General features: G+C 69.8%; 20 protein-coding genes and 1 pseudogene. 9 read left to right on the top strand and 12 right to left on the bottom strand.

Going from position 1 to position 25,547, the window contains the following annotated elements:
- The 3 genes from BM144_RS01020 to BM144_RS01010 are packed head-to-tail and all read right to left on the bottom strand — an operon-like array spanning position 1 to position 3,576.
- A complete protein-coding gene (locus tag BM144_RS01020) occupies positions 1-921 on the bottom strand; it encodes an ABC transporter permease (RefSeq protein WP_092948928.1) in 921 nt (306 codons plus the stop codon).
- Positions 921-2,000, bottom strand: a complete 1,080-nt coding sequence (locus BM144_RS01015) for an ABC transporter permease (RefSeq protein ID WP_092948926.1) — start codon at positions 1,998-2,000, stop codon at positions 921-923. The genes BM144_RS01020 and BM144_RS01015 overlap by 1 nt, the downstream gene beginning before the upstream one ends.
- Positions 1,987-3,576 (bottom strand): ABC transporter ATP-binding protein, encoded by a 1,590-nt coding sequence (locus BM144_RS01010; RefSeq protein ID WP_092948924.1) that lies wholly within the window; start codon positions 3,574-3,576, stop codon positions 1,987-1,989. The genes BM144_RS01015 and BM144_RS01010 overlap by 14 nt, the downstream gene beginning before the upstream one ends.
- Before the next feature lie 174 nt (positions 3,577-3,750).
- On the opposite strand from BM144_RS01010, the gene BM144_RS01005 reads away from it, so the two are divergent.
- The 4 genes from BM144_RS01005 (at position 3,751) to xdhB (ending at position 9,131) form a co-directional block, all read left to right on the top strand.
- Positions 3,751-4,410: a peptidoglycan recognition protein family protein gene (locus tag BM144_RS01005; protein ID WP_092948922.1), complete on the top strand. Its 660-nt coding sequence runs from the start codon at positions 3,751-3,753 to the stop codon at positions 4,408-4,410.
- An 80-nt stretch (positions 4,411-4,490) separates the two neighbouring features.
- A complete protein-coding gene (locus BM144_RS01000) occupies positions 4,491-4,946 on the top strand; it encodes a hypothetical protein (protein WP_245783475.1) in 456 nt (151 codons plus the stop codon).
- Between the two features lie 157 nt (positions 4,947-5,103).
- Positions 5,104-6,681 (top strand): xanthine dehydrogenase small subunit, encoded by a 1,578-nt coding sequence (xdhA, locus tag BM144_RS00995; protein ID WP_092948920.1) that lies wholly within the window; start codon positions 5,104-5,106, stop codon positions 6,679-6,681.
- Positions 6,678-9,131 (top strand): xanthine dehydrogenase molybdopterin binding subunit, encoded by a 2,454-nt coding sequence (gene xdhB, locus BM144_RS00990; RefSeq protein ID WP_092948918.1) that lies wholly within the window; start codon positions 6,678-6,680, stop codon positions 9,129-9,131. The genes xdhA and xdhB overlap by 4 nt, the downstream gene beginning before the upstream one ends.
- A 72-nt stretch (positions 9,132-9,203) precedes the next feature.
- Here the strand turns inward: xdhB and BM144_RS00985 are convergent, their stop codons facing one another.
- The 4 genes from BM144_RS00985 to BM144_RS00970 all read right to left on the bottom strand — a co-directional run bounded on the left by BM144_RS00985 (position 9,204) and on the right by BM144_RS00970 (position 14,020).
- Positions 9,204-9,908 carry a hypothetical protein gene (locus tag BM144_RS00985; protein WP_092948916.1) on the bottom strand — a complete coding sequence of 235 codons (705 nt, stop codon included), beginning with the start codon at positions 9,906-9,908 and terminating at the stop codon, positions 9,204-9,206.
- A complete protein-coding gene (locus BM144_RS00980) occupies positions 9,905-10,567 on the bottom strand; it encodes a DUF8616 domain-containing protein (protein ID WP_092948914.1) in 663 nt (220 codons plus the stop codon). Before BM144_RS00980 ends, BM144_RS00985 begins: the two co-directional genes overlap by 4 nt.
- Positions 10,568-10,807: 240 nt before the next feature.
- A complete protein-coding gene (locus BM144_RS00975) occupies positions 10,808-13,072 on the bottom strand; it encodes a sensor domain-containing diguanylate cyclase (RefSeq protein WP_092948912.1) in 2,265 nt (754 codons plus the stop codon).
- Positions 13,073-13,396: 324 nt separating this feature from the next.
- Positions 13,397-14,020, bottom strand: a complete 624-nt coding sequence (locus tag BM144_RS00970) for a Crp/Fnr family transcriptional regulator (RefSeq protein WP_092949510.1) — start codon at positions 14,018-14,020, stop codon at positions 13,397-13,399.
- A gap of 264 nt (positions 14,021-14,284) precedes the next feature.
- Between BM144_RS00970 and BM144_RS00965 the strand changes: the two genes are divergently transcribed.
- Entirely contained in the window at positions 14,285-15,310 is a 1,026-nt protein-coding gene (locus BM144_RS00965) for a porin (protein ID WP_092948910.1), read from the top strand.
- A 76-nt stretch (positions 15,311-15,386) separates the two neighbouring features.
- Here the strand turns inward: BM144_RS00965 and BM144_RS00960 are convergent.
- Together BM144_RS00960 and BM144_RS00955 are read right to left on the bottom strand one after the other, a co-directional pair.
- Positions 15,387-16,860: pseudogene (locus BM144_RS00960) on the bottom strand (aminotransferase class V-fold PLP-dependent enzyme).
- A 28-nt stretch (positions 16,861-16,888) separates the two neighbouring features.
- Positions 16,889-17,329: a Rid family detoxifying hydrolase gene (locus BM144_RS00955; protein WP_245783474.1), complete on the bottom strand. Its 441-nt coding sequence runs from the start codon at positions 17,327-17,329 to the stop codon at positions 16,889-16,891.
- Positions 17,330-17,937: 608 nt separating this feature from the next.
- Between BM144_RS00955 and BM144_RS00950 the strand changes: the two genes are divergently transcribed.
- The 3 genes from BM144_RS00950 (at position 17,938) to BM144_RS00940 (ending at position 22,020) form a co-directional block, all read left to right on the top strand.
- Positions 17,938-19,344 (top strand): cache domain-containing protein, encoded by a 1,407-nt coding sequence (locus BM144_RS00950; RefSeq protein WP_092948906.1) that lies wholly within the window; start codon positions 17,938-17,940, stop codon positions 19,342-19,344.
- Entirely contained in the window at positions 19,341-20,012 is a 672-nt protein-coding gene (locus BM144_RS00945; RefSeq protein WP_092948904.1) for a response regulator, read from the top strand. The genes BM144_RS00950 and BM144_RS00945 overlap by 4 nt, the downstream gene beginning before the upstream one ends.
- Before the next feature lie 70 nt (positions 20,013-20,082).
- The gene (locus BM144_RS00940) at positions 20,083-22,020 is read left to right on the top strand and encodes an EAL domain-containing protein (protein ID WP_092948902.1); all 1,938 of its coding nucleotides are present in this window, start codon (positions 20,083-20,085) and stop codon (positions 22,018-22,020) included.
- 59 nt (positions 22,021-22,079) lie between these two features.
- Here the strand turns inward: BM144_RS00940 and BM144_RS00935 are convergent, their stop codons facing one another.
- Together BM144_RS00935 and xdhC are read right to left on the bottom strand one after the other, a co-directional pair.
- The gene (locus BM144_RS00935; RefSeq protein ID WP_092948900.1) at positions 22,080-23,294 is read right to left on the bottom strand and encodes a urate hydroxylase PuuD; all 1,215 of its coding nucleotides are present in this window, start codon (positions 23,292-23,294) and stop codon (positions 22,080-22,082) included.
- Positions 23,295-23,506: 212 nt separating this feature from the next.
- On the bottom strand, positions 23,507-24,343 hold the full coding sequence (xdhC, locus tag BM144_RS00930) for a xanthine dehydrogenase accessory protein XdhC (protein WP_092948898.1): 837 nt from the start codon (positions 24,341-24,343) through the stop codon (positions 23,507-23,509).
- Between the two features lie 143 nt (positions 24,344-24,486).
- Here xdhC and BM144_RS00925 point away from each other — a divergent pair, with 143 nt between their 5' ends.
- Positions 24,487-24,966 (top strand): hypothetical protein, encoded by a 480-nt coding sequence (locus tag BM144_RS00925; RefSeq protein WP_175525921.1) that lies wholly within the window; start codon positions 24,487-24,489, stop codon positions 24,964-24,966.
- A 1-nt stretch (position 24,967) separates the two neighbouring features.
- Here BM144_RS00925 and uraH read toward each other — a convergent pair whose 3' ends face one another.
- The gene (gene uraH, locus BM144_RS00920) at positions 24,968-25,318 is read right to left on the bottom strand and encodes a hydroxyisourate hydrolase (protein ID WP_092948894.1); all 351 of its coding nucleotides are present in this window, start codon (positions 25,316-25,318) and stop codon (positions 24,968-24,970) included.
- Positions 25,319-25,547 lie beyond the last annotated feature (229 nt).

The raw sequence follows: 25,547 nt of genomic DNA, 5'->3' as shown, positions 1-25,547 counted from the left end.
TCACGCGCCGGGATGGAACGGCTTGCCCAGCGAGGCCGGCATGTTCGCGCGGATCCACGCAGGGTTGCGCGAGATGAGCGCCAGCACCACGATCGTCGCCACGTAGGGCAGCATGCTGAGCAACTGGCTGGCCACCTGCACGCCCGTGGCCTGCAGGTGGAACTGCAGCATCGTCACGCCGCCGAACAGGTAGGCACCAAGCAACACCCGTGCCGGGCGCCAGGTGGCGAAGGTGGTGAGGGCCAGCGCGATCCAGCCGCGCCCGGCCACCATGCCCTCGACCCAGAGCGGCGTGTAGACCGTGGAGATGTAGGCGCCCGACAGCCCGCAGAGCGCTCCGCCCGCCACCACGGCCGCCAGGCGGATGCGCCGCACCGGGGTGCCCAGCGCGTGCGCCGACTCGGGCGACTCGCCTACCGAGCGCAGCACCAGGCCGGCACGCGAGCGGTACAGGAACCACGCCAGCCCCGCCGTCAGAGCGATCGCCCCGTACACGAGCGGGTGCTGGCGGAAGAGCGCGGGCCCCACGAGCGGCAGGTCGGACAGCACCGGCACCGCGTACTGCGGCAGCGCGGGCAGCTTGGCCTGCACGTACCGGATGCCGGCGAAGGCCGAAAACCCCACGCCGAAGAGGCTCAGCGCCAGGCCCGTGGCGTATTGGTTGGTGCCCAGCCAGATCACCAGCACCCCGAACACGGCGGCGAGCAGCGCGCCCGCCCCCATGCCGGCCGCGAAGCCGAGCCACGTGCTGCCGGTGTGGACCACGGTGGCGAAGCCCGCGATGGCCGCGCAGAGCATCATGCCCTCGGCCCCCAGATTCACCACGCCCGCCTTCTCGTTGATCAGCAGCCCCAGCGCGGCCAGCGCCAGCACGGTGCCGGCGCTCAGCGTGGAGCCCAGGAGCAGTGCGTAGGCTTCCATCACGCGGCCCCCCCGCGCGCCGCCGTGCCCGTCCAGCGGACACGGTAGGCGATGAGCGTATCGCAGGCCAGCAGCGTGAACAGCAGCAGCCCCTGGAACACGCCCGTGAGCGACTTGGGCAGCCCGAGGCGCGACTGCGCCAGTTCGCCGCCGATGTAGAACATGCTCATGAGCACGGCGGAGAACACCATGCCCACCGGGTGCAGCCGGCCCACGAAGGCCACGATGATCGCCGCGAAGCCGTAGCCGGCCGGCACGTAGGGCGTGAGCTGGCCCAGCGGGCCGGCCACCTCCAGCGCGCCGGCGAGGCCCGCGGCCCCGCCGGAGACCAGCAGCGCCGTCCAGAGCGCGCGCCGCGATGAGAAGCCCGCATAGCGCGCCGCGGCCGGTGCGAGACCGCCCACTTGCTGCGCGAAGCCCGCCCGCGTGCGGAACAGGAACACCCAGAGCGCCGCCGCCGCCGCGAGCGCGATGGGCAGGCCGATGGTCATGCGCGACCCCTGCAGGAGGCGCGGGATCTGCGTCACGCGTTCGAAGGTCTTGGTCTGCGGGAAGTTGTAGCCCATCGGGTCCTTCCAGGGGCCGTAGACGAGGTAGCCCAGCACCAGCGTGGCCACGTACACCAGCATCAGGCTCACGAGGATCTCGTTGGCGTTGAACCGGTCGCGCAGCAGCGCCGTGATGCCGGCCCAGAACATGCCGCCCAGCACGCCGGCCACGAGGATGGCCGGCACGATCCAGGGGCCGGTGCCCGGCCCGGCCAGCAGCGCGGTGCCGCCGGCCGCCACGGCGCCGATGACGAACTGCCCCTCCGCGCCGATGTTCCACACATTGGACCGGAAGCACACGGCCAGCCCCAATGCGATCAGCAGCAGCGGCGTGGCCTTCACCATCAGTTCGCCCAGCGCATATTGCGACTTGACCGGCTCCCAGAAGAAAACCTGCAGGCCGCGCACGGGGTCCTTTCCCATGGCGCCGAACAGCACCATGCCGATCAATACGGTGATGGCCAGCGCGAGCAGCGGCGAGCCATAGGTCCACAGGCGCGAGGCCTGCGGGCGCGGTTCAAGCTTGAGCATGCGAGCCCTCCGCGGTATCGCGGCCGCCCAGGTGGGCCTGCACTTCGGCATGCCAGAGGCCGCTCATCCATTCGCCGATGCGCTCCACCGTGGCGTCCGCCCGGTCGATGGATGGCGAGAGGTGGCCCTTGGCGATCACGTGCAGGCGGTCGGAGATCTCGAACAATTCGTCCAGTTCCTCGCTCAGCACCAGCACGGCGCAGCCGGCATCGCGCAGCGCGAGGATCTCGCCGCGGATCTGCGCGGCAGCCCCCACGTCCACGCCCCAGGTGGGCTGGGAGACGATGAGCAGCCGCGGACGGGCATCGATCTCCCGGCCGACGATGAATTTCTGCAGGTTGCCGCCCGACAGCGAGCGCGCCGGCGAATGCGGGCCGCCCGCCTTCACCTGGAAGCGGTCGATGATGCGCCGCGCCTGGGCGGCGAGTGCACCGGTGCGCACCCACCCGCCGGCGCCCACGCAGTCCGAGCGCGTGAGCAGCAGGTTGTGCGCCAGGCCCATCGTGGGCACCGCCCCGCGGCCCAGGCGCTCCTCGGGCACGAAATGCAGGCCCAGCGCACGGCGCCCGCGCGGCCCCAGGCGCCCGGCCGGACGCCCGGCCACGCGCACCATCGCGGGCGCGGCCCGCGTGTCCTCGCCCGAGAGCGCGTAGAGCAGTTCCTTCTGGCCGTTGCCGGAAACGCCGGCCACGCCCACCACCTCGCCCGCGCGCACGTCGAATGCCACGTCGACCAGGTCCACACCGAACGGATGGGCGCGCGGCAGGTTCAATGCCTCCACCTGCAGCACGGCATCGCCCGTGCGGGCGGGGCGGTGCTGCAGCGCCGGCGGCTCCGCGCCGATCATGAGCCGCGAGAGCGAGGCGTTCGATTCCTCGGCCGGGTTGCACACGCCGGTCACCTGACCGCCGCGCAGCACGGTGCAGGCCGTGCACAGCGCACGGATCTCGTGCAGCTTGTGGCTGATGTAGAGGATGCTGCAGCCCTCGGCGCTGAGCTGGCGCAGCACCACGAAAAGCTTCTCGACCGCCTGCGGCGTGAGCACCGACGTGGGCTCGTCGAGGATGAGCAGCCGCGGCGACGTGAGCAGCGCCCGGATGATCTCCACGCGCTGCATCTCCCCCACCGACAGCGTGTGCACGGGCCGCAGCGGATCGACGCCCAGCCCGTACTGCGCCGCCGTCCCCTCGATGCGGAGCGTGACCTCGGCCAGCGGCAGGCCCTTGTCCAACCCGAGCCAGACGTTCTCGGCCACCGTGAGCGAATCGAACAGGCTGAAATGCTGGAACACCATCGCAATGCCGAGCTGCCGCGCCTCCTGCGGATTGCGGATGTCCACGGGCCGGCCATCGAACCACACCGATCCCTCGTCCGGTTTTACCGACCCGTAAATGATCTTCATCAACGTGGACTTGCCGGCACCGTTCTCGCCGAGCACCGCATGCACCTCGCCGGGCTGCACGGTAAGCGACACGCCGCTGTTGGCCACCACGGCGGGGTAGCGCTTGGTGATGCCCGCGAGCTGCAGGCGCGGCGGAACACCGGCGGGAGCTTGCGGGGGGACAGGAGGATTCATCGGGCGATTGTCTCTTGGTTTGAAAAGCTGAAAGCGGAATCGGCGGGTGCCCGAAAGCTGTCTCTCACGCCTTGTCACAGGCAGGCAGACACAGCCCTCTACATTGTTCACCGTGCTCTTGAGCTGCCTCGGGAGCCAAAGAACACCCATCAAAAGAAAACGGAGGACCCAAAAATGCTCACCATCAACGATCAAGGCATGATCGTGAACGCAGGAATCGTGCCGCGCCGCTTCAGCCAGATAGAAAGACAACCGCTCGAGCAGGTTCGCGGAATCATCGTCCACCAAACAGGATCCGGCACGGCAGCGAGCACATTCAACAGCTACGGATTGGCCAATGCCAATGGTGCCCATTTCCTGATCGACAAGGACGGCACTGTTTATCAAACGGCATCCGTCAGAAAGAGGACGCATCACGTAGGGCCGCTACTGGCCAGGTGCCTGGCCGAACTTCGCTGCAAGCCTGCAGAGTTCGCATTGTCCAAAAGCAATCCGGAAACAGCCGCTCCCCAAAGAATGCACAAGATTGAAATGCAAAAGTCCGTCCCCGTTCGATACCCTTCGAATGTGGACAGCTTAGGTATCGAACTCGTGGGCCGCCCTGCGCTTCCGCCGGGGAAAACGCCGCCCGTGAACGCGACGCCCATCGACAAGGAACGCTATTTCAATCAGCACGCCGTCTACGAACCGGTCACGAATGCACAGAACGCCTCGCTTCAGTGGCTGATCGGCGAACTCGCCATGTCGCTGTCCATTCCTGCCGGAGAAGTGTTCAAGCACCCCACCGTCAGCCGCAAGAACCCGACCGAAGCGGGAACGGCCGTATGGCAATGAACACCGGGATCCGCCCCCTTCAGTCCAGGGGGCTGCGTGCCGCATGCCTCGTTCTGCTGGCGGCCTGCGCCCTTCGGCCTGTGTATTCCGCGACCGCTTCCGCTCCATCCCGAGCCAGCTCCGCGGCCTCGCAGCCAGCGCCCGACGCCCAGGATCAGGAAGACAGGCGCCGCAACGAGGTCCGGCCCTATCCCCACCCCCTGGGCTCCGTGCGCAGCGTGAAGATCCGCAGTGCGCGGTTCTTCGATGCCGACAACCAGCCTTGCGCTTCGCCCCCGCCGCGCTCCCGCGCCATCACTCCGCGGCATGTGCGCACCTACCTGCGCAAGGCTTTTCCCGTTTCGCAGATCGCGGTGATGAACCATTACGGCGCCTTCGGGGAATGTACGAGCGCCCCGGTCGAAGTGACCTTCTCCGATGGCCACCGCATGCGCATGGCGTTCGCCGCGGACAGCGGCGTCGCGTACCTCGCACCCCTGGTGAACGGCAGGGAGGGCGACGCGTATTTCTACGTGTGCGAGGACTGCGAACGCTAGCGGGCAAGCGCTGGAACGCGGGCAGGCGGTCCACTGGCACCGAATTTGCAATGGCGGCCCGTGCCCGGACGGTATACGCTTTGCGTCCAGGTCCACGCCGCCCGGCCCGGCTTCCGCCCAGCGGAGCCGGGGCCGCCCTCTTCAGAAAGCCCCGCGCATGCCCCCGTCCCGTCCGCTCCGATTCATCCGCCGTGGCCAGCCCGTGGAGCTGGGCGGCGTGCCGCCCGACCGCACGCTGCTGGAGCTGCTGCGCGAGGATCTGGGCGATTGCGGAACGAAGGAAGGGTGCGGCGAAGGCGACTGCGGGGCGTGCACGGTGGTGCTGGGCTCGGCGGTGGAGGGCCGGGTGCGGCTGCAGGCCGTGAACAGCTGCATCCGCCTCGCGCATTCGATCGACGGCATGGCGCTCTGGACGGCCGAGGACCTGGCGCAGGACCCGCTCATCCAGCGCGCTGCCGCGCCGGACGCGGCGGCCGATACGCCCACGCCGCCCGCCGCGCGGCCGCTGCACCCCGCGCAGGAGGCGCTGGTGCAGTGCCACGGCTCGCAATGCGGCTTCTGCACGCCGGGCTTCGTCATGAGCCTGTTCGCCATGTACCAGAACCATGTCTGCCAGGGCCGCGCCATCACGCGGGAGCGCGCGGCGGTGGAGCTGTCGGGCAATCTCTGCCGCTGTACGGGCTACCGCCCCATCCTGGAGGCCGCGCAGCGCATGGGCGAGTGGCCCGTCCACCGGCTGGACGACACCGTTTTGCTACAAAAATTAGAGCAAACAAATGAACAGATCCGGCGGCATGGAGCAGATTTGACCCATAACCCGGCCAGCGAGGATGCCTACCTGGCGCCGACCACCCTGGCCGGCGTGCTGGCGGCCCGCGCGGCGCACCCCGACGCCCAGGTGGTGGCCGGCGCGACCGACGTGGGCCTGTGGATCACCAAGCAGCACCGCCAGTTCGGCCGGATGCTGGACGTCACCCGCGCGCAGGAGCTGTGCCGCATCGAGTCCCGGCCCGGCCTGCTCGCCATCGGCGCGGCGGCCACGCTCACCGATGCGTTCGCGGCGCTGGCCGGCCACTGGCCGGTGCTGCAGCGCTTCGCCGAGCGCTTCGCGGGCCTGCCGGTGCGCAACGCGGGCACGCTGGGCGGCAACATCGCCAACGGCTCGCCGATCGGCGACTCGATGCCCGTGCTGATCGCGCTGGGCGCGCGGATCGCGCTGGCCAGCCTGCGCGGCGAGCGGACGGTCGCGCTGGAGGATTTCTACACCGGCTACCGGCGCAACCTGCTGGCGCCCGACGAGATCGTGGCACGCATCGAGGTGCCGCTGCCCGGCCCGCACGACCGGCTGGCCGCGTGGAAGGTGTCCAAGCGGTTCGACGACGACATCTCGGCCGTGTGCCTTGCCGTGCACCTGACGCTGCAGGGCGGCACCGTGCAGGCGGCGCGCATCGGCGCGGGCGGGGTGGCGGCCGTGCCGTCGCGCGCGCGGGCGGCCGAAGCCGCGCTCGCCGGCCGGCCCTGGACCGAGGCCGCCGCGCTGGCGGCGGGCGCGGCGCTGCAGGCGGAGTTCTCGCCCATCTCGGACATGCGCGCGAGCGGCGCCTACCGCCGCGCGGTGCTGGCATCGCTGCTGCAGCGCTGCTGGCTGGAGAGTCCCGAGGCCGCGGAGGCCGGCGCCCCGCCCTTCTCGCTGGATGGCCTCGGCCCGGTGACCTGGGTGGAGGAGCGGGTATGAACCGGCGCGACGGCCCCTCCACCGCGGCACCGGGCGCCGACGCTTTGCTGAGCCGCGATGCGGGCGACGACCCGGTGGCCGCGCGCGCGGACGCCGCAGGGGCCGCCGGCCCCATGGCCGGGGAGGCGCCGCCCCCGGGGCTGGATGCCGAGCCCCGCAGCGCGCGCCGCGCCGTGGGCGCCTCGTCCTTCCACGAGAGCGCCCGTGCCCAGGTCATGGGCGGAGCGCATTACATCGACGATCTGCCCGAGGTGAAGGGCACGCTGCATGCCGCGCCGATCCTCTCGCCCGTGGCGCACGGCCGCCTGCGCGGCGTGGAGGCCGGCGGTGCGCTGGCCCTGCCGGGCGTGCGCGGCGTGGTGCTCGCGCGGGACGTGCCGGGCGATCCGGTGCTGGCGGCCTTCGCGCACGACGAACCCGTGTTCGCGCAGGACACGGTGCAGTTCGCGGGCCAGGTGGTCGGGCTGGTGCTGGCCGACACGGTGATGCAGGCCCGCCGCGCGGCGCGGCAGGTGCGGCTGGACATCGAGGCGTTGCCGCCGGTGCTGTCGGTGCACGAGGCGCTCGCGCAGGAGAGCTACGTGCTCCCCCCGGTGGTCGTGCGCCGCGGCGACGCGCACGCCGCCCTGGCGGCCGCGCCCCACCGGCTGCACGGCACCCTGGAAGTGGGCGGGCAGGAGCATTTCTACCTCGAAGGCCAGATCGCCTACGCGCTGCCGCAGGAACAGGGCCAGTGGCACATCCATTCGAGCACCCAGCACCCTGGCGAGGTGCAGCACTGGGTGGCGCACGCGCTGGGCATCGACAGCCACGCCGTCACCGTCGCCTGCCGGCGCATGGGCGGGGGCTTCGGCGGCAAGGAGACGCAGGCCGGGCACCTGGCCGTGTGGGCGGCCGTGGCCGCGCACAAGACCGGCCGGCCCGTGAAGCTGCGGCTGGACCGCGACGACGACTTCATGGTGACGGGCAAGCGCCACCCCTTCGCCTACGACTGGGATGTGGGCTTCGACGGCACGGGCCGCATCCAGGGGCTGCGGCTGCGCATGGCGGTGAACTGCGGCTTCTCGGCCGATCTCTCGGGGCCGGTGGCCGACCGCGCGGTATTCCACTGCGACAACGCGTATTTCCTCGAAGACGTGGAGATTGCCTCGTACCGCTGCAAGACGAACACGCAGAGCCACACGGCGTTCCGCGGCTTCGGCGGCCCGCAGGGCGTGATCGCGATCGAGACCATCCTGGGCGACATCGCGCGCGCGCTGTGCCGCGACGCGCTGGACGTGCGGCTGGCGAACCTCTACGGCCTGCAGGAGCGCAACGTCACCCACTACCAGATGGCGGTGGAAGACAACGTCCTGCACGATTTGCTACCGAAACTAGAGCAAACTTCTCAATATCGACGGCGGCATGAGGCAGTTTCCGCTTGGAATGCGCAGCACCGCACGCTCAAGCGCGGGCTGGCGCTCACGCCGGTCAAGTTCGGCATCAGCTTCACCGCCACGCTGTTCAACCAGGCCGGCGCGCTGGTGCACGTGTACACCGACGGCAGCGTGCAGGTGAACCACGGGGGCACCGAGATGGGCCAGGGCCTGCACACCAAGGTGGCGCAGATCGTGGCCGACGAGCTGGGCGTGCCGCTGGCGCGCGTGCTCGTGACCGCGAGCGACACGGGCAAGGTGCCCAACGCCAGCGCCACGGCGGCGTCGAGCGGCACCGACCTCAATGGCCGCGCCGCCCAGTACGCGGCCCGGCACGTGCGCGACAACCTGGCGGCCTTCGTCGCCGGCATGGACGGCTGCGGCGCGGGCGCCGTGCGCTTCGAGAGCGGGCGCATCCAGACCCCGAAGGCATCGCACGCCTGGAGCGACGTGGTCAAGGCCGCCTACGCCAACCGCATCCAGCTCTGGAGCGACGGCTTCTACCGCACGCCCAAGATCCACTACGACAAGGCCACGCTCACGGGGCGCCCGTTCTACTACTTCGCCTATGGCGCAGCCTGCACCGAGGTGGCGATCGATACCCTCACGGGCGAGAGCCGGGTGCTGGCCGTGGACATCCTCCACGACGTGGGCCGCAGCATCAATCCGGCGATCGACCTGGGCCAGGTCGAGGGCGGCTTCGTGCAGGGCATGGGCTGGCTGACCACCGAGCAGCTCGTGTGGGACGCCGAAGGCCGCCTGGCCACCCATGCGCCCAGCACGTACAAGATCCCGGCCACGGGCGACATCCCCGCGCATTTCCGCGTGGCCTTCTGGCACGAGGCCAACCGCGAGGACAACGTGGGCGGCAGCAAGGCCGTGGGCGAACCGCCCTTCATGCTGGCCATCAGCGTGTACGAAGCCCTGCGCGAGGCCGTGGCGGCAGCGCGGGGCGACGCGGGTCCGGTGCAGCTGGTGGCGCCGGCCACGGCGGAGAACGTGCTGCGGGCGCTCGGGGGCGTGCAGGACGGGTGAAGGCCGCTGCCGCCATGCGCAGGGACCCGGCGGCATGCCCTGTTGTCGCCAGGGCCGTCGGCAAGGGGTGTCTCAGGGCTTGAGTGCAGCGAGTCTGCGCGCCAGATCGTCCAGATCCTCTTGCCGTACCGGCATGATTTCGCGGACTGTCGTGCCCTGGGGAGGTGGGTTCGCCAACTCCTGAGCGCAGCGCTCCATGTTGGACTCGATCGCAGCCCGGATCCGAGGCGGTACGCGATACCGCTTTTCCTCGGCGGTGCGCAGATAGCGGGCAATGGCAAGGTACGCGCACTGGGTCAACCGGGGAATCTGCGCGCTGGCTTTATCGAGGTCGAAGGCGCCACAGCCGGGGTAGGTGTAGAGCTGCAGCAGGCGCAGATGCGCATCGGGGCTGTTCTCCGCAACGCGCAGCATGATGGATTCGACGGTCCGCGCCTCGAAACCCGGAACACGGTCGCAGTAGGCTTCCATGCTGTCGCGCAGGCCGAGTCCAGTGCGCACGCCATGCATCGCCTTGCGCTGCCAGAACTGGGCCTCTGCCTGCTTGCTTTCGGCTTCAAGATAGTGCCCATAGGCCCACTGCGCGGCGTTGTCGCCCTGCTCGGCACGTTCCTGGACCCGCATGAGGCAAATGCCGCGAAGGTTGTATTCGTCCTGCGTATCGCAGGTGCGTGCGCTGTCGATCCACCACCATGCGGTGTAGGCGGCGATCGCAAGAGAAGAGATCAGAAGCCGTTGAAATCCGCAGCCGATGCGTTTCCACCATCGCAGCATCATGGCTTCCTCCGCAGTTCCTGGGCCAGCGGGCCCTTGACGAGCTCGCCCCCATCGCGCGGCGAGGTGCGCGTGGTGGCGATGGGTTGGCCATCCGGCCCCCAGGTGCGCCATTGCCCCGGGCGCAGGAAATCGGGGATGGGCAGCCGGCCCAGCACGCCCGGCAGCTTCTCGAAGCTGCCCTGTCCAATGGCAGAGCCACCCAGGGGATGGTTCCAGGTGAGCGTGGTGGGCGCCGTGACGTGGGTGCGCAAGGCGCCGGCCAGGGCACTGGCAACGCCATCGGGTGAAGCCCCGGCATTACAGGCATCGATCAGGATCGGTTGCCTTTGCCAGAGACCGCTTCGATGAATGACATCTGTGATCGTTCCAATATTTCTCACCCCCTGAAGGCTGATGGCGGACGCATGGGCGAACAGATACAGATACCCGGGAACGCCCCGTTCCCGCAAACCCGAGACATACAGGGTTTTCTCCCCCGGCTGGATCAGGATGATCTTCTTGCGCACCGGATCGACGGTAGCGATCTTCTGCACAAGCTTCTGCGCGTTGTTCAGCCCCTCGAACACCAGCTTGGGCAACCCCTTCCCCGGTCCGTATTGAATCCGCCCATTCTCGATGGGCTCCGCAGGTCCCTCCCGGAACCAGTAAGCAAGCGACATTGTTCTTTTATTCCTTTGCGTGCCGGCACAGCCCGCCATGTCGGCGGGCCCCAATCGCACCCGGCCGATGAGGCAGGCGCGGCACGCACTATGCCCACAGTGGCCGCTTCGCGGGGGCCCGCCACCGCATCCGTTCCAAAGAACAGAATGTTTCCACGCAGCACTCGACAACGGGCGGATCGGCAGGCATGCGTGCGCGTTCCCGTCCCTTCGGATCCGCCATTGCCCGGCCGCTGGGAATCAGGCCGTGTCCGTGCCGCCCACCGGTAAAGCGGCCGGGCCTTCCGGGTACAGCCACCGCACTTCCACGCGGTTGCGCCCTGCGCGCTTGGCTTCGTAGCAGGCCATGTCGGCCGCGTGCAGCACACCCGAGACGTCGTAGATGCCCCCGCCCAGCGGCACGAGGCCGATGCTCACGCCGAGGGTGTAGGCGCGTCCGTTGTAGGCCGGCTCCCAGGCATGCACGGCCGCGCAGAGCTGGGTGGCGATCGCCAGCCCGCGGGCGAGCGGGCAGCCGGGCAGCACCACGGCGAATTCGTCGCCGCCGAGCCGCGCGGCCCAGCCCACGTGCCGCACCTGGTTCTCGATGAGCCGGCCGACATGGCGCAGCACGTCGTCGCCCGCGTCGTGCCCGGCGATGGCGTTCACCACCGTGAAGTGGTCGAGGTCGAGGAACAGCATCACGCCCGCCCCTTCCTCCGGGGACGGCGGCGGGCTCGCCCCCTCCGCGGAAGCGGTGGCATGGACCGCGGCAACACCCATGGCGCCCAGGGCGGCGGCCGGAGCCTGCGGCGGCGGGACGGCCTCGCCATGTCGCCCGGGCGGCGCAGCGAAGGGCCGGGGTGCGCGATCGGACAGCAGCGCATGCAGCCGCTGCTGGAAGGCCTCGCGGTTGGCCAGTTGCGTGAGCGGATCGTGCCCGGCCGACCAGTCTTCCTGCTTGCGGGCTTCGCGCGCCGCGGTGAGGTCTTCCAGCATCCAGACGGTGCCACCCGGCTCGGGCGCGCCGCCGCCGCGCACCGCACGGCCCAGCACGCGCGCCCACACGGCGCCGCCGTCCTTGCGCACGAAGCACACGTCTCCGTCGAAGGCCCCGTGGGCGGCGAACTCGGCCCGCACGCGCCGGCCGAGATCGGCATACGCGGCATCGCTCATGTAGAGCAACCGTGCGGGCTGGCCCTGCAATTCATGGGGCTCGTAGCCGAGCATGCGGCAGGCTTCCAGCCCCACCACCTCCAGCAGGCCGGCGCGCGTGATGACGATGCCGGCCGGCGCGTGGTCGAGCACGGCCTGGAACTGGTCCTGCAGCACATCGGCCCGCGACTGCAGCGCGGTGTGCCGGTCGCCCAGCGTGCGGCAGGCCCTGGCGATCGCGTCCACTTCGCCGGTGCCGCCCGGCCAGGGCGCATCGTCGTCCGGCAGCCCCTGCCCGCCGGCCCGCTCGGCCCGGCGACGCAGCCGCGCCAGGGGCTGCGCCAGCACGGCGATGGCCAGTGCCGCCAGCAGTGCGATGCCCGCCGTCGCGGCAGCGGCACGCACCGCACCGCGCTGACGCGCACCGGCCAGCGCATCGAGATCGGCCCGCGAATCGCTCACCCGGGCCACGAGCCATTGCGGCAGGGGCAGGCCCGCCACGCTCACCACCTGCCCGGCCACCACTTCGGAGAATCCCCGCCCCACCACGGCCGCCTGCCCGCCCTGCAGGGCACGGTCGTAGACCTGCGCCAGGCCGGCTTCGCTGCGCACCGGCCCGAGCACGCGCGCCGGGTCCGGGTGCGCCAGGATGGTGCCGTCGCGCGCAAAGACCACCAGCCGGGAATCGGCCCGCGCCGGCAGCGCCATCGAGGGCGGCAGGAGGCCCTGCGATTGCAGCCGCAGCGTGCCCGCCAGGGCCCCTTGCACGCCGCCCTCTTCCGCGCCGCGCAGCGGCAGGGTGAACATCACGCGACCGTCGGCGGGTCCGGCGCCGATCACGCCCGACACGAGCGGCTTGCCCTCCAGCAGCGTGCGCCGCAGCTGGTCGCGCTCGGCCGGGTCCAGTTCCGCGCCGTCGTGCGGGCGGCCGTTCTGCCACTGCAGGCTGAGGCTGCCGTCCCGCCGCGCGATCTGCAGCGCGTCGAAGATGCGGGCGGCGGGCAGGCCCTGCCGCAGCAGCGAGTCCAACGCATCGGGCGCGTCGATCATCGACACCGGAATGCTTTCGGCCACGGTGGCCAGCACGCGCTGGTTCTGCTCGATCTTGCTGGAGAGCAGCCGCGCGATGGCCTCGACCTCGTCGGTCTGCCGGTCCATGAGGCGCTGCAGCGCATCCTGCTGTGCCGCGCGCGCCACCAGCCACGCCGAAGCGCCGCCGGCCAGCAGCACCGCCAGGACGGCGGCAGCGATGGTGCGCAGCACCAGCGAGCCGGGCAGCAGCCAGCCGCCGTCGTGCCCGTCGTGCACGGTGGCGAAGGCCCTCAGGCGCCCCCGCCCGATGGCGGCCCGAGGGGCCGACGGCGCACTCAAGCCCCGCCCTCCCGCGGCGCCGCGGCCAGGCCGGCAGGATCGGCGACCGCACCCGGACCGGAGCCCCGGCGGCACGCTCCAGGCGTAGCGCGCGGACGGCCGGCGGCGGGCCGGTGCGGCGGGGGGGTGCGGTGCATGCGGGGGCGGCGGGTGTTCGTTGGCGGAAGGATTCGCTCCCGGCGATGCCGGGCCTTGCAAACGAATATACGCAGCCCCCCCGGGGGTGGCGTTGGGTAGAACCCGCAGGGACCGCCCCGGGAGAACCCCGATGGCGCGGCGCCCGCTCAGGGCATCAACCAGGCACCCGGCCTGCCCCGGCCATGGTCAGCCACCCGCCACCAGGCGCAACTCCGCAGGCTGCGGCAGGGTGAGCACATTGCCCGTGCCCGCGATGAGCCCGTGCTCGCGCAGGTGGCGCAGCACGCGCGAGAGTGTTTCCGGGGCAATGCCCAGTTGCGCGGCGATCAGGCGCTTGCGCTGGCTCAGCATCACCCGCAGCGCACCGGTACCGTCCTGCTCGGCATGGCGCAGCAGCCATTGCGCGCAGCGGGCCTCGGCATCCTGGGCAAGCCGGCTCACGGCCAGTTCGGTCTGCTGCAGATAGCCGGAGGCCATGTCGCGCACGAGCCGCTGCGCCGAGGCCGGCAGCAGGGCCACCTCGTCGCGGAAGGCCATGAGCGGCATGCGGCGCAGTTGCACGCGCGAGTCCGCCACCATGTCGACCGGGCAGGGCTGGCCCAGCAGCGCCGATGCGGCGTCGAGCCAGAACGGCCCTTCCACCACACCGAGCTGGTGCCGGAGCTGCCCGTCCTCGCGCACGCCGAACACCACGCGGCCGCTGTCGAGGTACAGCACCGAAGCGGGCTGCTGGCGGCGCTGGCGCAGCAGCTGGCCGGCGGCAACCACTTCGCACGGCGCGGAGGAATCGGTGGAAGGCATGGGGAACATGGCCTGCACTGTGGCGCGGCACGGCTACGTACGTGTTGAGCAAAGTCAAATGCGGGGCTCGCCCCTGCCCGGTGCCGCCCGGAGACCTGCGCCCCCGGGACGGAGCCCAAGGCGGTGCAGTGTTTCGGCACGTTACTTGCTCATGCCCGTCCCGTTCCCGGCGGAAGGCGTGCACGGACGGCCGTGGCTTTGCGCGGGATGCACGGCGTACCCCTCGCCAATCTTCCTTTTCCTTTCTTCTTTGTTGTTGTGGACGGGATTCCCATGAAAAAAAATCGGATAGCGCTCGGCGCAGCGTTGCTCTTGGCCGCCAGCGCCCACGCGCAAAGCACGGTCCAGCTCACCGGCCTCTCGGACCTCTATGCCGGCTCCATGAAGATGGCCGGCGATGCGGGCCGCCGCTCGGTGGTCAACAGCGGCGGGCTCACCACGTCGTGGTTCGGGTTCAAGGGCACGGAGGACCTGGGCGGCGGCCTCAAGGCCAATTTCCAGCTGACGTCGTTCTTCCAGGCCGACACCGGTACGCCGGGCCGCTTCGCCAACGACACGTTCTTTTCACGCGATGCCAACGTGAGCCTGTCGGGCGACTTCGGCTCGGTGCTGATCGGCCGCTGGATGGCGCCGAACTTCCTGCCCTCGGTGGTCGGCAATCCGCTGGGCGACTCGTTCACGTTCTCGCCGCTGATCCTGCACATGAACGTGCCGCTGTTCAATGGCACCGGCTGGGCCGCCACGACCCCCGCCGACACGGGCTGGAGCAACCAGATCGTCTACAGCACGCCGAAGTTCGGCGGCTTCTCCGCGAACCTGCAGTACCAGTTCGGCGAGCAGCCGAACAGCAACGGCCGCAAGAACGTGGGCGCGAATTTCTTCTACTTCGGCGGGCCGCTCACGGTGACCGGCTTCTATGAGCGTGACCAGATCGGCAACCCCGGCCAGGGCGCGTACCTGGGAACGACGAAGAAGGACTGGATGCTGCTGGGTGCCTACGACTTCGAGGTGGTCAAGCCCTACCTGAGCTACGGCGAGGCCAAGGCCGACAACACGCCCAACAAGGCCAAGACGGTGCAGCTGGGCGCCTCCGTTCCCACGGGGCCCTCCGGCAAGGTGATCGTCGAATGGGTGAAGACCGAGATGACGCAGACCGACATCGACCGCAAGACCTTCACCGTGGGCTACGACTACTTCCTCTCCAAGCGGACCGACGTGTACGCGATGCTGATGAACGACCGCATCACCGCCCAGACCAAGGGCAACAGCTTCGGCGTGGGCATCCGCCACCGTTTCTGAAGCCCGCTGCGGCTGAAAGCATGAAGAGCGCGGGAATCGCTTCCCGCGCTCTTTTTCGTTGCAGCGCCTCGGCGCGTCAGATCTTGCGCGAGAGATCCCACATGGCATCGACCAGCAGGTCGATGTCGCGCGCGTCGTGCCACAGGTGGGTGGACACGCGGATACCGTAGTGGTTGCCCGCCGCGCCGATGACGGGGAAGTCGGCACTGCGGATCACGAAGCCCTGCGGGTAGTCGCTCAGCATGCGCGCCACGAAGGTGCTGGACTTCTGCGCGTTCATCACATCGTCCTTGTTGGGGAACGGATTGAACGAGGTGAGCGCGGACAGCAGCTTCGGGTCGTCCTTGGGCGAATACAGGGCATCGACGCCCCAGCGCTCCGCGATCTTTTCCTTCAGGTAGGACGAGAGCGTGAGGTCGTAGGTCTCGATCTTCTTGCGGCCGATGCCGTCCCACTGCGCGCAGGCCTGCGCGAGCGCCTGGAACATGGGGGTGTGCAGGCTGCCGCAGCTCGTGATGGTGGCGGCGATGTCGTAGGTCTCGGTGCCGTTGGTGGTGCGGTCCTTGGCCGCGTACGAACTCGTGTGGATCGGGTACCACTTGGGCAGGGGCAGCGGATTGGAGGCGCGCATCTTGTTGCGCACGATCAGGATGCCCGTGGAGCCGGGACCGCACTGCCACTTGTGCCCTGCGCCCGACATGAAGTCCATGCCCAGCTCGGCGTAGTTGTACGCCATCATGCCCGGCAGGTGCGCGCCGTCCACGATGCTGATGAGCTCGTGCGCCTTCACGACGGCCATCAGCTCCGCGATCGGCAGCATGGTGCCGGTCTTGTACGTGGGGAGACGACCACATCATGGCGCGCACGCGTTTGCCCTGGGCCTTGAGCGCGCGGATGCGCTCGTCGAACAGGTTCACGTAGGTGGCGGCGGTCTGGTTGTTGCCCACGGGCATGGCGATGCGCGACACCTCGATGCCGTAGCGGTCCGTCGCGATCTTGAGCGGCGTGTCGCCGCCGCCATGCTCGTGGTTGGTGGTCACCACCACGTCGCCGCGCTGCCAGTCGATGCCGAGGATGGCATGGCACATGCCCGAGGAGGTGTTGGCGGAGAAGGCCAGTTCGTCGGCATCCACGCCGAAGCCCGGCGCCACCTGCTTGCGCAGGTCCAGCAGGTTGCCGTATCCGCTGCCGGAGTCGGCCGCCTTCTTGCGGTTCTCGGTGTCGAAGATGTCGAGCACCAGCTTGGGCATCGAGCCGCCGGTGCCGATGTTCATGTAGGTCTTCTCGGGCTTGAGCACGAACATGTCCTGCACGCCCGACCAGAACGCCTCGTCGCGCACGAGCTGCGCACGCAGGGATTCGGCAGCCGTCTGCGCGCCGCTGCTGCCGCATGCGGCCACCAGCGGCCCGAGCGTGGCGGCGCCCGCGCCGTAGCCGAGCATGCGCAGGAAGTCGCGCCGTTTCGCGCTCCAGCGCGGCGCCGCGGCGGACAGCTCGAGGACCGGGGAAGCGTCGGCGGCAGCGGCCGCCATCGGGTGGGTTTCGATCATGGGAATCCTCCTGGGAACAACCGGGCCTTCAGCGGCGGCCGACGACCGCTGCGATTTCGATCTTCACGTCGCGCGGCAGGCGCGCCACTTCCACCGTGGCACGCGCGGGCGCGGCGCTGCGGAAGTACTCACCGTAGACCTTGTTCATGGCGGCGAACTCGCCGAGGTCCTTCATGTAGACGGTGGTGGCCAGCACGTCCTCGTGCGACAGGCCCTGCGACCGCAGCTTGGCGCCGATGAAGTCCAGCACGGCGCGGGTCTGCTCCTCGATGGTGGTGCCCTGCACCGCATTGCCTGCGGCATTGAGCGGCAGCACGCCCGAGAAATAGATCGTGTTGCCATGCGCCACCATCTGCGAATAAGGCCCGATCGCGGGATAGATCTGCGTGGTGGAGAGCACTTCGCGCTTGGCCGGCGCGGCGCACCCCGTGAGCAGGCCGGTCGCCAGCGCAGCGAGGCACAGCCCCATTGCACGGGAAAGGGGATACCGAAACTCCATGACGTTCCTCATTTCAAAAACGCAAGACAGGCATGGCATGGAGATATTGCAGCGCAGCATCGGCATTCGCCGGCCTCCTGCATGGTCCATACCGCTTTTGCGCTCCGCCCGATAATCGACCACCAGGGTTTTCAATATCACGGGTAATCCGGATCCGCGAAAGAATTCTGGCAGCGGATTCCCCCTGAACCAAAGCACATTTTTCCCTTACGCAGCATTACGCAGAAGGCCCTGCGCAGTACTACGCAGCCCCCGGACCATGGCGTCTCCACGTCGCGGCTGGCATGTATCGTGCTGGGCATCGGGCCTCAATTTCCAGAGGCATGAGACATAAGCATCCACTCACTCCATGCACCAGCGGCGGGCGCCATCGGAAACTCGGGCACCATTGTGGAGATTAATCGTCCATCGACCTCTTCAATATCCTGCCATTCGAGAATATCGGGGAATGGCGCCACCGAAATAGATTACATATGGTCACCGATATGCGGAATCGATGGGTTCCCACGGAAATAACCCGGTTGACTTTATCGATCCCGGGCGGATAGTCGCCTGCCTACCCTCGCGAGAAACCATCCATGCAATTGCGGCTGAAGCTCTTGCTGCTGTCCACGCTGCCGATCCTGATGGCGCTCGGCTCCGTGGCGGTGACGGCGCGCCACCAGACCCTGAAGCTGGCCCAGCAGGAGCGCGAACTCGTGGAATCGGCCTACCTGCACAGCAAGGAGACCGAGCTGCGCCACTACGTGCAACTGGCGCAGAGCGCCCTCGAGCGCATCGCGGCCGAGGGCCTGGATGCCGAGGCGCGCAAGCGCCAGGCGCTTGCCCTGCTCGCACGCATGCAGTTCGGCAAGGACGGGTACTTCTTCGTCTACGACCGCGAAGGCACCGTGCTTCTGGACGCGCAGCACATGGGGCTGTCGGGCGTGGACCTGTGCGACCCTGCCGATCCCCACAGCCAGGCCCCTGCCAACCTCATCCTGGCAAAGGCCCGCCAGGGCGGCGGCATGGTGCGCTACCCCTGGCAGAAACCGTCGTCCCGCCTCACCGTGCCCAAGCTCGCCTACGTCACCACGCTGCCCGGCTGGGACTGGGTGCTGGGCACCGGGCTCTACCTGGACGACGTGCAGGAAACGCTGCGCAACATCGACCGCGCCGCGCAGGAGAACATCGACGGCACGCGGCGGCGCATCTATGGCATCGCCGCGCTGTGCATCGTCCTCATCGGCCTGGCCGGCCTCGCGCTCAACCTGAGCGACCACCGCGTGGCCAGCGCCAAGCTGCGCCGGCTCGCGCAGCGCGTGGTGCATTCCCAGGAGGAAGAGCGCGTGCGCGTGGCGCGCGAGCTGCACGACGGCGTCGTGCAGGTGCTGGTGTCTTCCAAGTTCCTGCTGGAGACGGCGCAGGTGCAGTGGACCGCCGCGCGCGCCGTGCAGGCTCCGCGCGACATGCTGGACCAGGGCCTCGACCGCCTGAACGATGCGCTGCTGGAGATCCGACGCGTGTCCCACGGCCTGCGGCCCGCGCTGCTCGACGACCTCGGCCTCGCGGCCGCGCTCGCCCTCATGGTGCAGGAAGTGAAGGAGCAGGGCGCATTCGATGTGCGCTTCACCCTGCGCGGCCAAGCCGGGCCGCTGCCCACGAGCCACGGCACCGCGCTGTTCCGCGTGGCCCAGGAGGCGCTGACCAATGCGCGCATGCATGCGGGCGTCTCGCACGTGGAGGTGCTGCTGCGCTTCACGCGCTGGCGCGTGAGCCTGTCGATCCTGGACGATGGCCGGGGCTTCGACGTGCAGCGCGTGCAGAGCGACGGACAGGGCGGCATTGGCCTGCGCAACATGCGTGAACGCATCGAAGGCCTGGGAGGCCGTTTCGCCATCGCCTCCGGCCGCCAGGGCACGCGCATCCTCGCGGTGCTGGACCTGCGGGCCGGCCCCAGGGCCGCCATTTCTTCCGGCTTCGAGCCATCCCAGGTGCCTGCATGACCGACGAACCCCTCCCCCACCACCCCATCCGTGTCCTGCTGGTGGACGATCACCCCCTCGTGCGCGACGGCGTGCGCATGCGGCTGGAGGCCACGCCGCACATCCGCGTGGCCGGAGAGGCCGGCGGCGTCCAGGAAGCGGTGGAATCGGCCGCAGCGCTCCTGCCCGACATCGTGCTGACCGACATCCGCATGCCCGACGCGAGCGGTATCCACCTGGCCACGGTCTTCCGCGACCGCTTCCCGCTGGTGCGCGTATTGGTGCTTTCGATGCACCAGGATGGTGAATACGTGCGGCGTGCCGTGGGCCTCGGGGTGCAGGGCTATGTTCTCAAGGACGCGCCGGCCCGGCAGTTGGTGGAAGCCATCGAGACCGTGCACGCGGGCGGGCGGTATTTCAGCGACAGCGTGCGGGCGCTAGTGGACGGCCTGCCCGGCGCGGAGCCGTCCGCGCGGTCGCTCACGCCGCGCGAGGCCGCCGTGCTCCGGCTGCTCGCCGACGGTCGCTCCAACAAGGATATTGCCCAGCTCCTGGGCACATCGGTGCGCACGGTCGAGACCCACCGGCTGCACCTGCGCCGCAAGCTGCGCATCGACGGCCAGGCCGCGCTGGTGAAATACGCGGTGGATTACGCCGATCTGCGCGCCGACCCACACCTGCAAACCTGACATTCCGCCATGCGGGCGCCCGCCGTCACTTCGCTGTCACCCGCACGGGTTAAGGTGTCGGCAGTTGTGTATGAAAGTAACACCCCCACCCGCCCATGAAGGCGCCCTGCGGGAAAGGGTGCTCGCCTCGCTGTCGCCTGCAGCCCGCCAGGGCGCGGGCCCTTTGGCGCGGCTCATGCGGGATGGCGGGCTCTACTGCGTCTTCCAGCCGCTGGCCGATCTGCGCGAGGGCAGCATCTATGCGCATGAGGCCCTGATCCGCGGCCCCGCAGGCACGCCGCTGCACACCCCGGACCGCCTGCTGCAGGCCGCGGCCCAGGAAGGCGTGCTGCAGGATTTCGAACTGCTCTGCGTGTTCCTCGCGCTGCAGCAGTGGGGCGAGCGCGCCGCGCCCGGCCGGCTGTTCATCAACATCAGCGCGGACGCGCTGGTGCAGGGCGTTTCGCTGTGCGGCGGAGTGTCCGTGGCTGCCGCCATCCGGGCGACAGGGGTCTCGGCGGAGCAGGTGGTGCTGGAAATCACCGAGCACGAGCGCGTGGCCGACATGGCCCCGCTGCGCGAGGCACTCAAGTGGGTGCATGGCGCGGGAGCGCGGCTCGCGCTCGACGATTTCGGCGACGGGCGCTCCAGCCTGCGGCTCTGGTCGGAGGCGCGACCCGATTTCGTGAAGATCGACAAGTACTTCGTGCGCGACATCAGCGCGCACCCGGAGAACCTGCAGATGCTGCAGGCCATCAAGGGCATTGCCGACGTGTTCGGCACCACCCTGATCGCCGAGGGCATCGAAACGCAGGACGACCTGCGCGCGCTGCGCGACCTCGACATTCCCTACGGACAGGGCTATCTGCTCGGCCGGCCCGCACCGGCGCCGTTCGAGCGGATCGACACGCCGGCACTCGACGCGCTGCGCGACCGGCGCGTGGCGATCCTGCCCCACCGCGGCCAGAACGCGCGCCCGGGCATCCTGCGCAACCTGCTGGTGGTGCATGCGCCCACGGCCACGGCCGAGACCACCAACGACACGGTGGCCGCCTTCTTCAAGGCCCACCCCGAACTGCATGCGCTGCCGGTGCTCGACGGCGCGAGGCCGATCGCGCTCATCAACCGCCAGCAGTTCATGAACCACTACGCCACGCTCTACTTCCGCGAGGTGCATGGCCGCAAGCCCTGCGCAGGCTTCGCCAACCACGCGCCGCGTGTGGTGGAACTCGACTGCGATGTCGATCAGCTTGTGGGCATCCTCACATCGCAGGACCAGCGCTACCTGAACGACGGGTTCATCGTGACCGACAACGGCCGCTACGCGGGCCTGGGCACCGGCGAGCAACTGGTGCGCAGCGTGACCGAGGCACGCATCGAAGCCGCACGCCACGCGAACCCGCTCACGTTCCTGCCGGGCAACATCCCCATCAGCCTGCACATGCAGCGGCTCATCGACAGCGGCACGGATTTCGTGGCCTGCTATGCCGACCTGAACCACTTCAAGCCGTTCAACGACTACTACGGCTACTGGCGCGGCGACCAGATGATCCGCCTGGTGGCGCGCCTGGCCGTGGCGCATTGCGATTCGCAGCGCGACTTCGTGGGCCATGTGGGCGGCGACGACTTCCTGCTGCTCTTCCAGAGCACCGACTGGCTGCAGCGCTGCCAGCACATCGTGGACGAGTTCGCGCACGAAGCACTGAACCTCTTCGACGATGCGGCCCGGCGGGCCGGTGGCATCTGGGCGGAAGACCGGCACGGCGTGAAGCGGTTCTTCTCGTGCACCACCCTTGCGATCGGCGCAGCCCGCATCGCGCCCGGGTCGATCCGGCGTGCGGAAGAAGTGGCCAACCTCGCGGCGCTGGCCAAGCACGATGCCAAGCGCGCGGCCAGCGGCCTGGCCTGGCGCACCGCGGAGCCCTCCCAGGGCCCGGCCGCGGCGGCGTCCCGCGGCAAGGCCGACACCCGGGCACTGCCGCCTCCCGCCCCGGCCCTGCCGGCATCCCACGGCCACCCTGCGCACTGAGCGGGCCCCGGCGCCGATGCGGTTCGGGGCCAGGGGCGAACCGGTGCCGCACTTCGCCGTCAGCGCACGGCGGCACCGGACTCGAACCAGCGCCGCAGCAGATCGCGCTCGGCATCGGTCATGCCCGTGGCGTTGTTCATGGGCATGAGCTTCTGCACCACGGCCTGCTGGTAGATGGCCTGGGCATGCTGGCCCACCGACCCGGGCGAGTCCAGGCGCAGGTTCTTCATCTGCACCTGCTCGCCATGGCAGAGGTAGCAGCGCTGCGCCAGCACCGGCTGCAGTTGGCCATAGCCCACGGGCCCGGCGGCGGCCACGGATGCCCGTGGCTCCGGCGCGGCCGGCTGCGACAGCCGCAGCCCGGCGATGGTGCCCACGATCACCGCCGACCCCACCAGCGCATAGGGCAGCGGATGGGCATTGCGGCCGAGTTTCCAGCCGTGGCGCATCACGAAGAACTGCCGGATGGACGCGCCCGCGAACATCATCAGGATGAGGATGAGCCAGTTCTGCGGATGGCCCCACGTGAAGCTGTAGTGGTTGGACAGCATGCAGAACAGCACCGGCAGCGTGAAGTAGGTGTTGTGCACGCTGCGCTGCTTGCCGCGCTGGCCGTGGACGGGGTCCACCGGCTGGCCAGCCTTCATCTGGGCGATGACCTTGCGCTGGCCTGGAATGATCCAGAAGAACACGTTGGCGCTCATGCTGGTGGCGATCATCGCGCCCACCAGCAGGAAGGCCGCGCGGCCGGCGAACCAGTGGCAGGCCAGCCACGAGGCCGCGCACACCAGCACGAAGACCAGCGCGCCGACGATGGCGTCGCCGTGGCGCCGCGGGCCGAACAGGCGGCAGATGCCGTCGTACAGCAGCCAGAAGACGGCCAGGAAAGCCAGGGCGACCCCGACCGCGGTGGCCGGCGCCCAGTCCATGCGCGACTTGTCGATGAGGTAGGTGCTGGCGTTCCAGAGGTAGGAGACGGTGAACAGCGCGAAGCCGCTGATCCAGGTGCTGTAGCTTTCCCAGAAGAACCAGTGCAGGCGGCTGGGCAACTGCGGCGGCGCGCCCGCGAACTTGACCGGGTGGTAGAAGCCCCCGCCGTGCACGGCCCAGAGTTCCCCGCTCACGCCCTGGCGCTTCAGGTCTTCGTCCTGCGGCGGGGTCAGGCTGGAATCGAGGAAGACGAAATAGAACGACGAACCGACCCAGGCGATGGCCGTGATGACGTGGACCCAGCGCAGCAGCAGATTGGCCCAGTCGAGGAGGTAGCTTTCCATGGTGTCTCTCGATTCGCGCACGGACGGTCCTGGAAGTCCCGCCGTGCGGCAACCTGCTCACCACTGCGGGCGCTCTGAGCAGTCTGAAGGGCCGCGCACCGGACGGTGCGCTTCCACGAGGGGTGGAAGGGCACCGCCGAGCACCGCTGCGGCCTGTGGCCCGAGTGTATGCAGGTTCCGTTCCCGCACCGCCCGCCGCCGCGCGGCCCTCGTCAGCCCGCGTGCCCCGCGGGCAGGGTGGCGAGCAGTTGCGCCGCGACCGAGACGGCGATCACCTCGGGCTCCTTGCCCGCGATGCCCGGCAGGCCGATGGGGCAGGTGACATGCGCCAGTTCCTCGGGGCCGAAGCCACGCGCCTGCAGCCGGTGGGAGAACGCCGCCCACTTGGTGCGGCTGCCGATCAGGCCCACGAAAGGCAGGTCCGCATGGCGGCGCTGGCGCGCGAGGCATGCGCCCACCACGTCGAGGTCCTCGGCGTGGCTGAAGCTCATGATGAGCACGCGCGAGCCCGGTGCCAACTGCGGCACGGCCGCGTGCACGGGGTCGGAATGCTCGCACTGCGCACCTGCCCGCTCGGCCTCGGCTGGAAAGACGCTGTCGCGGCTGTCGATCCAGATGAGTGCGAACGGCAGGGGCGCCAGCACCCGCGCCAGCGCATGCCCCACGTGCCCGGCGCCGAACAGCGCCACCGGAACGCGGGCCGGGGCCAGGCGCTGCGCGAGCGCACCGCCGTCTGCCGCCGCCACGCAGCCGAAACGCAGGTGCACCACCCCGCCGCAGCACTGCCCCAGGCTGGGGCCCAGCGCGAACCGGACCGTGCGCACGCCGGCACTGCCGCCTGCCGCCAGCTGCTCGCGCGCCATGCGCACCGCATCCCATTCCAGGCGCCCACCCCCGATGGTGCCCAGCACCGGCCCGTCGGCGAACACGGCCATCCACGCACCTCGCTCGCGCGGCACCGAGCCTTGGGTAGACTCCACCTCCACCACGCAGGCCGGCCGGGTGGCCAGGCCTTGCAGCAAGGCGTGCAGCGCCGGTGTCAACGCCACGGCGCCGCCCCGCGTTGCGCCACCAGCCCTGCAGCGCAGTCCGGCCCTTCGCCTACGCACCCAGCCACGATCCACCGATGAAGCCTCCGTCCTCTTCCTCCCCCGGCGCGCCGCGCGGCCGCCATTGGCTCCTTGCCGGCCTCATGGCGGCCGTGGCCTCGCTGATCGCGGCCTGCAGGTCGGGCCCCGAGCCGGTGGCGCCGCCCAGCAGCGGCACTGCCTCCGCGCCGGCCAGCGCGGGGGTGACCGGCCCCGAGCCGGCAGCACGCGGTTCGGCCCGCAGCTCGGCCGCCGCCGATCCCCGCGCCTACCGGCAGGACGCCGCCACGCACCTCTACGGCCTGAACCAGACGCGCATCTACCAAGGCAAGCTGCCGCCGATGCTCTATGCCATCGGCACGCTGCAGGTGGACATCGACCGCAACGGGCAGGTCACGCGCCTGCACTGGATGCGCGCACCGCGCCATGCGCCCGAGGTCATCGCCGAGATCGAACGCACCGTGCGCGCCGCCGCGCCCTACCCCGAGCCGGCCCGGATGGGCCGCGTCACCTACACCGACACGTGGCTCTGGGACAAGTCCGGCCGCTTCCAGCTCGACACGCTCACCGAAGGCCAGCTCTGAATCAGGAGCCACGGTAGGTCGAATAGCTCCAGGGGCTCACCAGCAGCGGCACGTGGTAGTGCTGGTCCGTGTGGGCGATCCCGAAATCCACGCTCACGCGGTCGAGGAAGTTCGGCTCCGGCAGCGCCACGCCCCGCGCCTTGAAGTACGCCCCCACCCCGAAGGTGAGCCGGTAGGTGCCCTGCCGCAGGCCCGCGTCGTCGAACAGGGGGGCATCGGTGCGGCCGTCGCCATTGAGCACCCACTGCCTGACCAGGCGGGCCTGGTCGCCCTCCACCGCGTGGAGCGACACGGCCATGCCCGCTGCGGGGCATCCGTGCATGGTGTCGAGAACGTGCGTGCTGAGGCCCATGGGGCATCTCCTTCCTCATCGAAACGCGGGGGTTGCGGCCTGCCGGTCGGCGCGCGGCGCAGAAAGCCGCAGTGTATGCAGCGCCGCCGGAGGGCATGGCTCCATGCAGGCTCCGTGCCTGGCCCGCTGTAACGAACCGTGACGCCGCCCCGCCGGGTCCCGTTCTACACTGCACGCCCTCCGCCGGCGTCGCTCACCGATGCAACGGCACGACACCTCCGACAGGAAA

The organism is Paracidovorax konjaci, from assembly GCF_900112675.1.
Classification (GTDB): domain Bacteria; phylum Pseudomonadota; class Gammaproteobacteria; order Burkholderiales; family Burkholderiaceae_C; genus Paracidovorax; species Paracidovorax konjaci.
Note: the sequence above shows the minus strand (reverse complement) of the source record. Positions and strands in the feature narration are given on the sequence as shown.

Bases quoted from the DNA above. Each gene is read 5' to 3' on its own strand.
- BM144_RS00970 (WP_092949510.1), bottom strand. From the start codon at position 14,020: ATGTTCCCCATGCCTTCCACCGATTCCTCCGCGCCGTGCGAAGTGGTT.
- BM144_RS00940 (WP_092948902.1), top strand. From the start codon at position 20,083: ATGAAAGTAACACCCCCACCCGCCCATGAAGGCGCCCTGCGGGAAAGG.
- BM144_RS00965 (WP_092948910.1), top strand. From the start codon at position 14,285: ATGAAAAAAAATCGGATAGCGCTCGGCGCAGCGTTGCTCTTGGCCGCC.
- BM144_RS01010 (WP_092948924.1), bottom strand. From the start codon at position 3,576: ATGAATCCTCCTGTCCCCCCGCAAGCTCCCGCCGGTGTTCCGCCGCGC.
- xdhA (WP_092948920.1), top strand. From the start codon at position 5,104: ATGCCCCCGTCCCGTCCGCTCCGATTCATCCGCCGTGGCCAGCCCGTG.
- BM144_RS00945 (WP_092948904.1), top strand. From the start codon at position 19,341: ATGACCGACGAACCCCTCCCCCACCACCCCATCCGTGTCCTGCTGGTG.
- BM144_RS00955 (WP_245783474.1), bottom strand. From the start codon at position 17,329: ATGGGGCTGTGCCTCGCTGCGCTGGCGACCGGCCTGCTCACGGGGTGC.
- BM144_RS00980 (WP_092948914.1), bottom strand. From the start codon at position 10,567: ATGTCGCTTGCTTACTGGTTCCGGGAGGGACCTGCGGAGCCCATCGAG.
- BM144_RS01005 (WP_092948922.1), top strand. From the start codon at position 3,751: ATGCTCACCATCAACGATCAAGGCATGATCGTGAACGCAGGAATCGTG.
- xdhB (WP_092948918.1), top strand. From the start codon at position 6,678: ATGAACCGGCGCGACGGCCCCTCCACCGCGGCACCGGGCGCCGACGCT.
- uraH (WP_092948894.1), bottom strand. From the start codon at position 25,318: ATGGGCCTCAGCACGCACGTTCTCGACACCATGCACGGATGCCCCGCA.
- BM144_RS01015 (WP_092948926.1), bottom strand. From the start codon at position 2,000: ATGCTCAAGCTTGAACCGCGCCCGCAGGCCTCGCGCCTGTGGACCTAT.
- BM144_RS00985 (WP_092948916.1), bottom strand. From the start codon at position 9,908: ATGATGCTGCGATGGTGGAAACGCATCGGCTGCGGATTTCAACGGCTT.
- BM144_RS01020 (WP_092948928.1), bottom strand. From the start codon at position 921: ATGGAAGCCTACGCACTGCTCCTGGGCTCCACGCTGAGCGCCGGCACC.
- BM144_RS00925 (WP_175525921.1), top strand. From the start codon at position 24,487: ATGGCGGCCGTGGCCTCGCTGATCGCGGCCTGCAGGTCGGGCCCCGAG.
- BM144_RS00950 (WP_092948906.1), top strand. From the start codon at position 17,938: ATGCAATTGCGGCTGAAGCTCTTGCTGCTGTCCACGCTGCCGATCCTG.
- BM144_RS00935 (WP_092948900.1), bottom strand. From the start codon at position 23,294: ATGGAAAGCTACCTCCTCGACTGGGCCAATCTGCTGCTGCGCTGGGTC.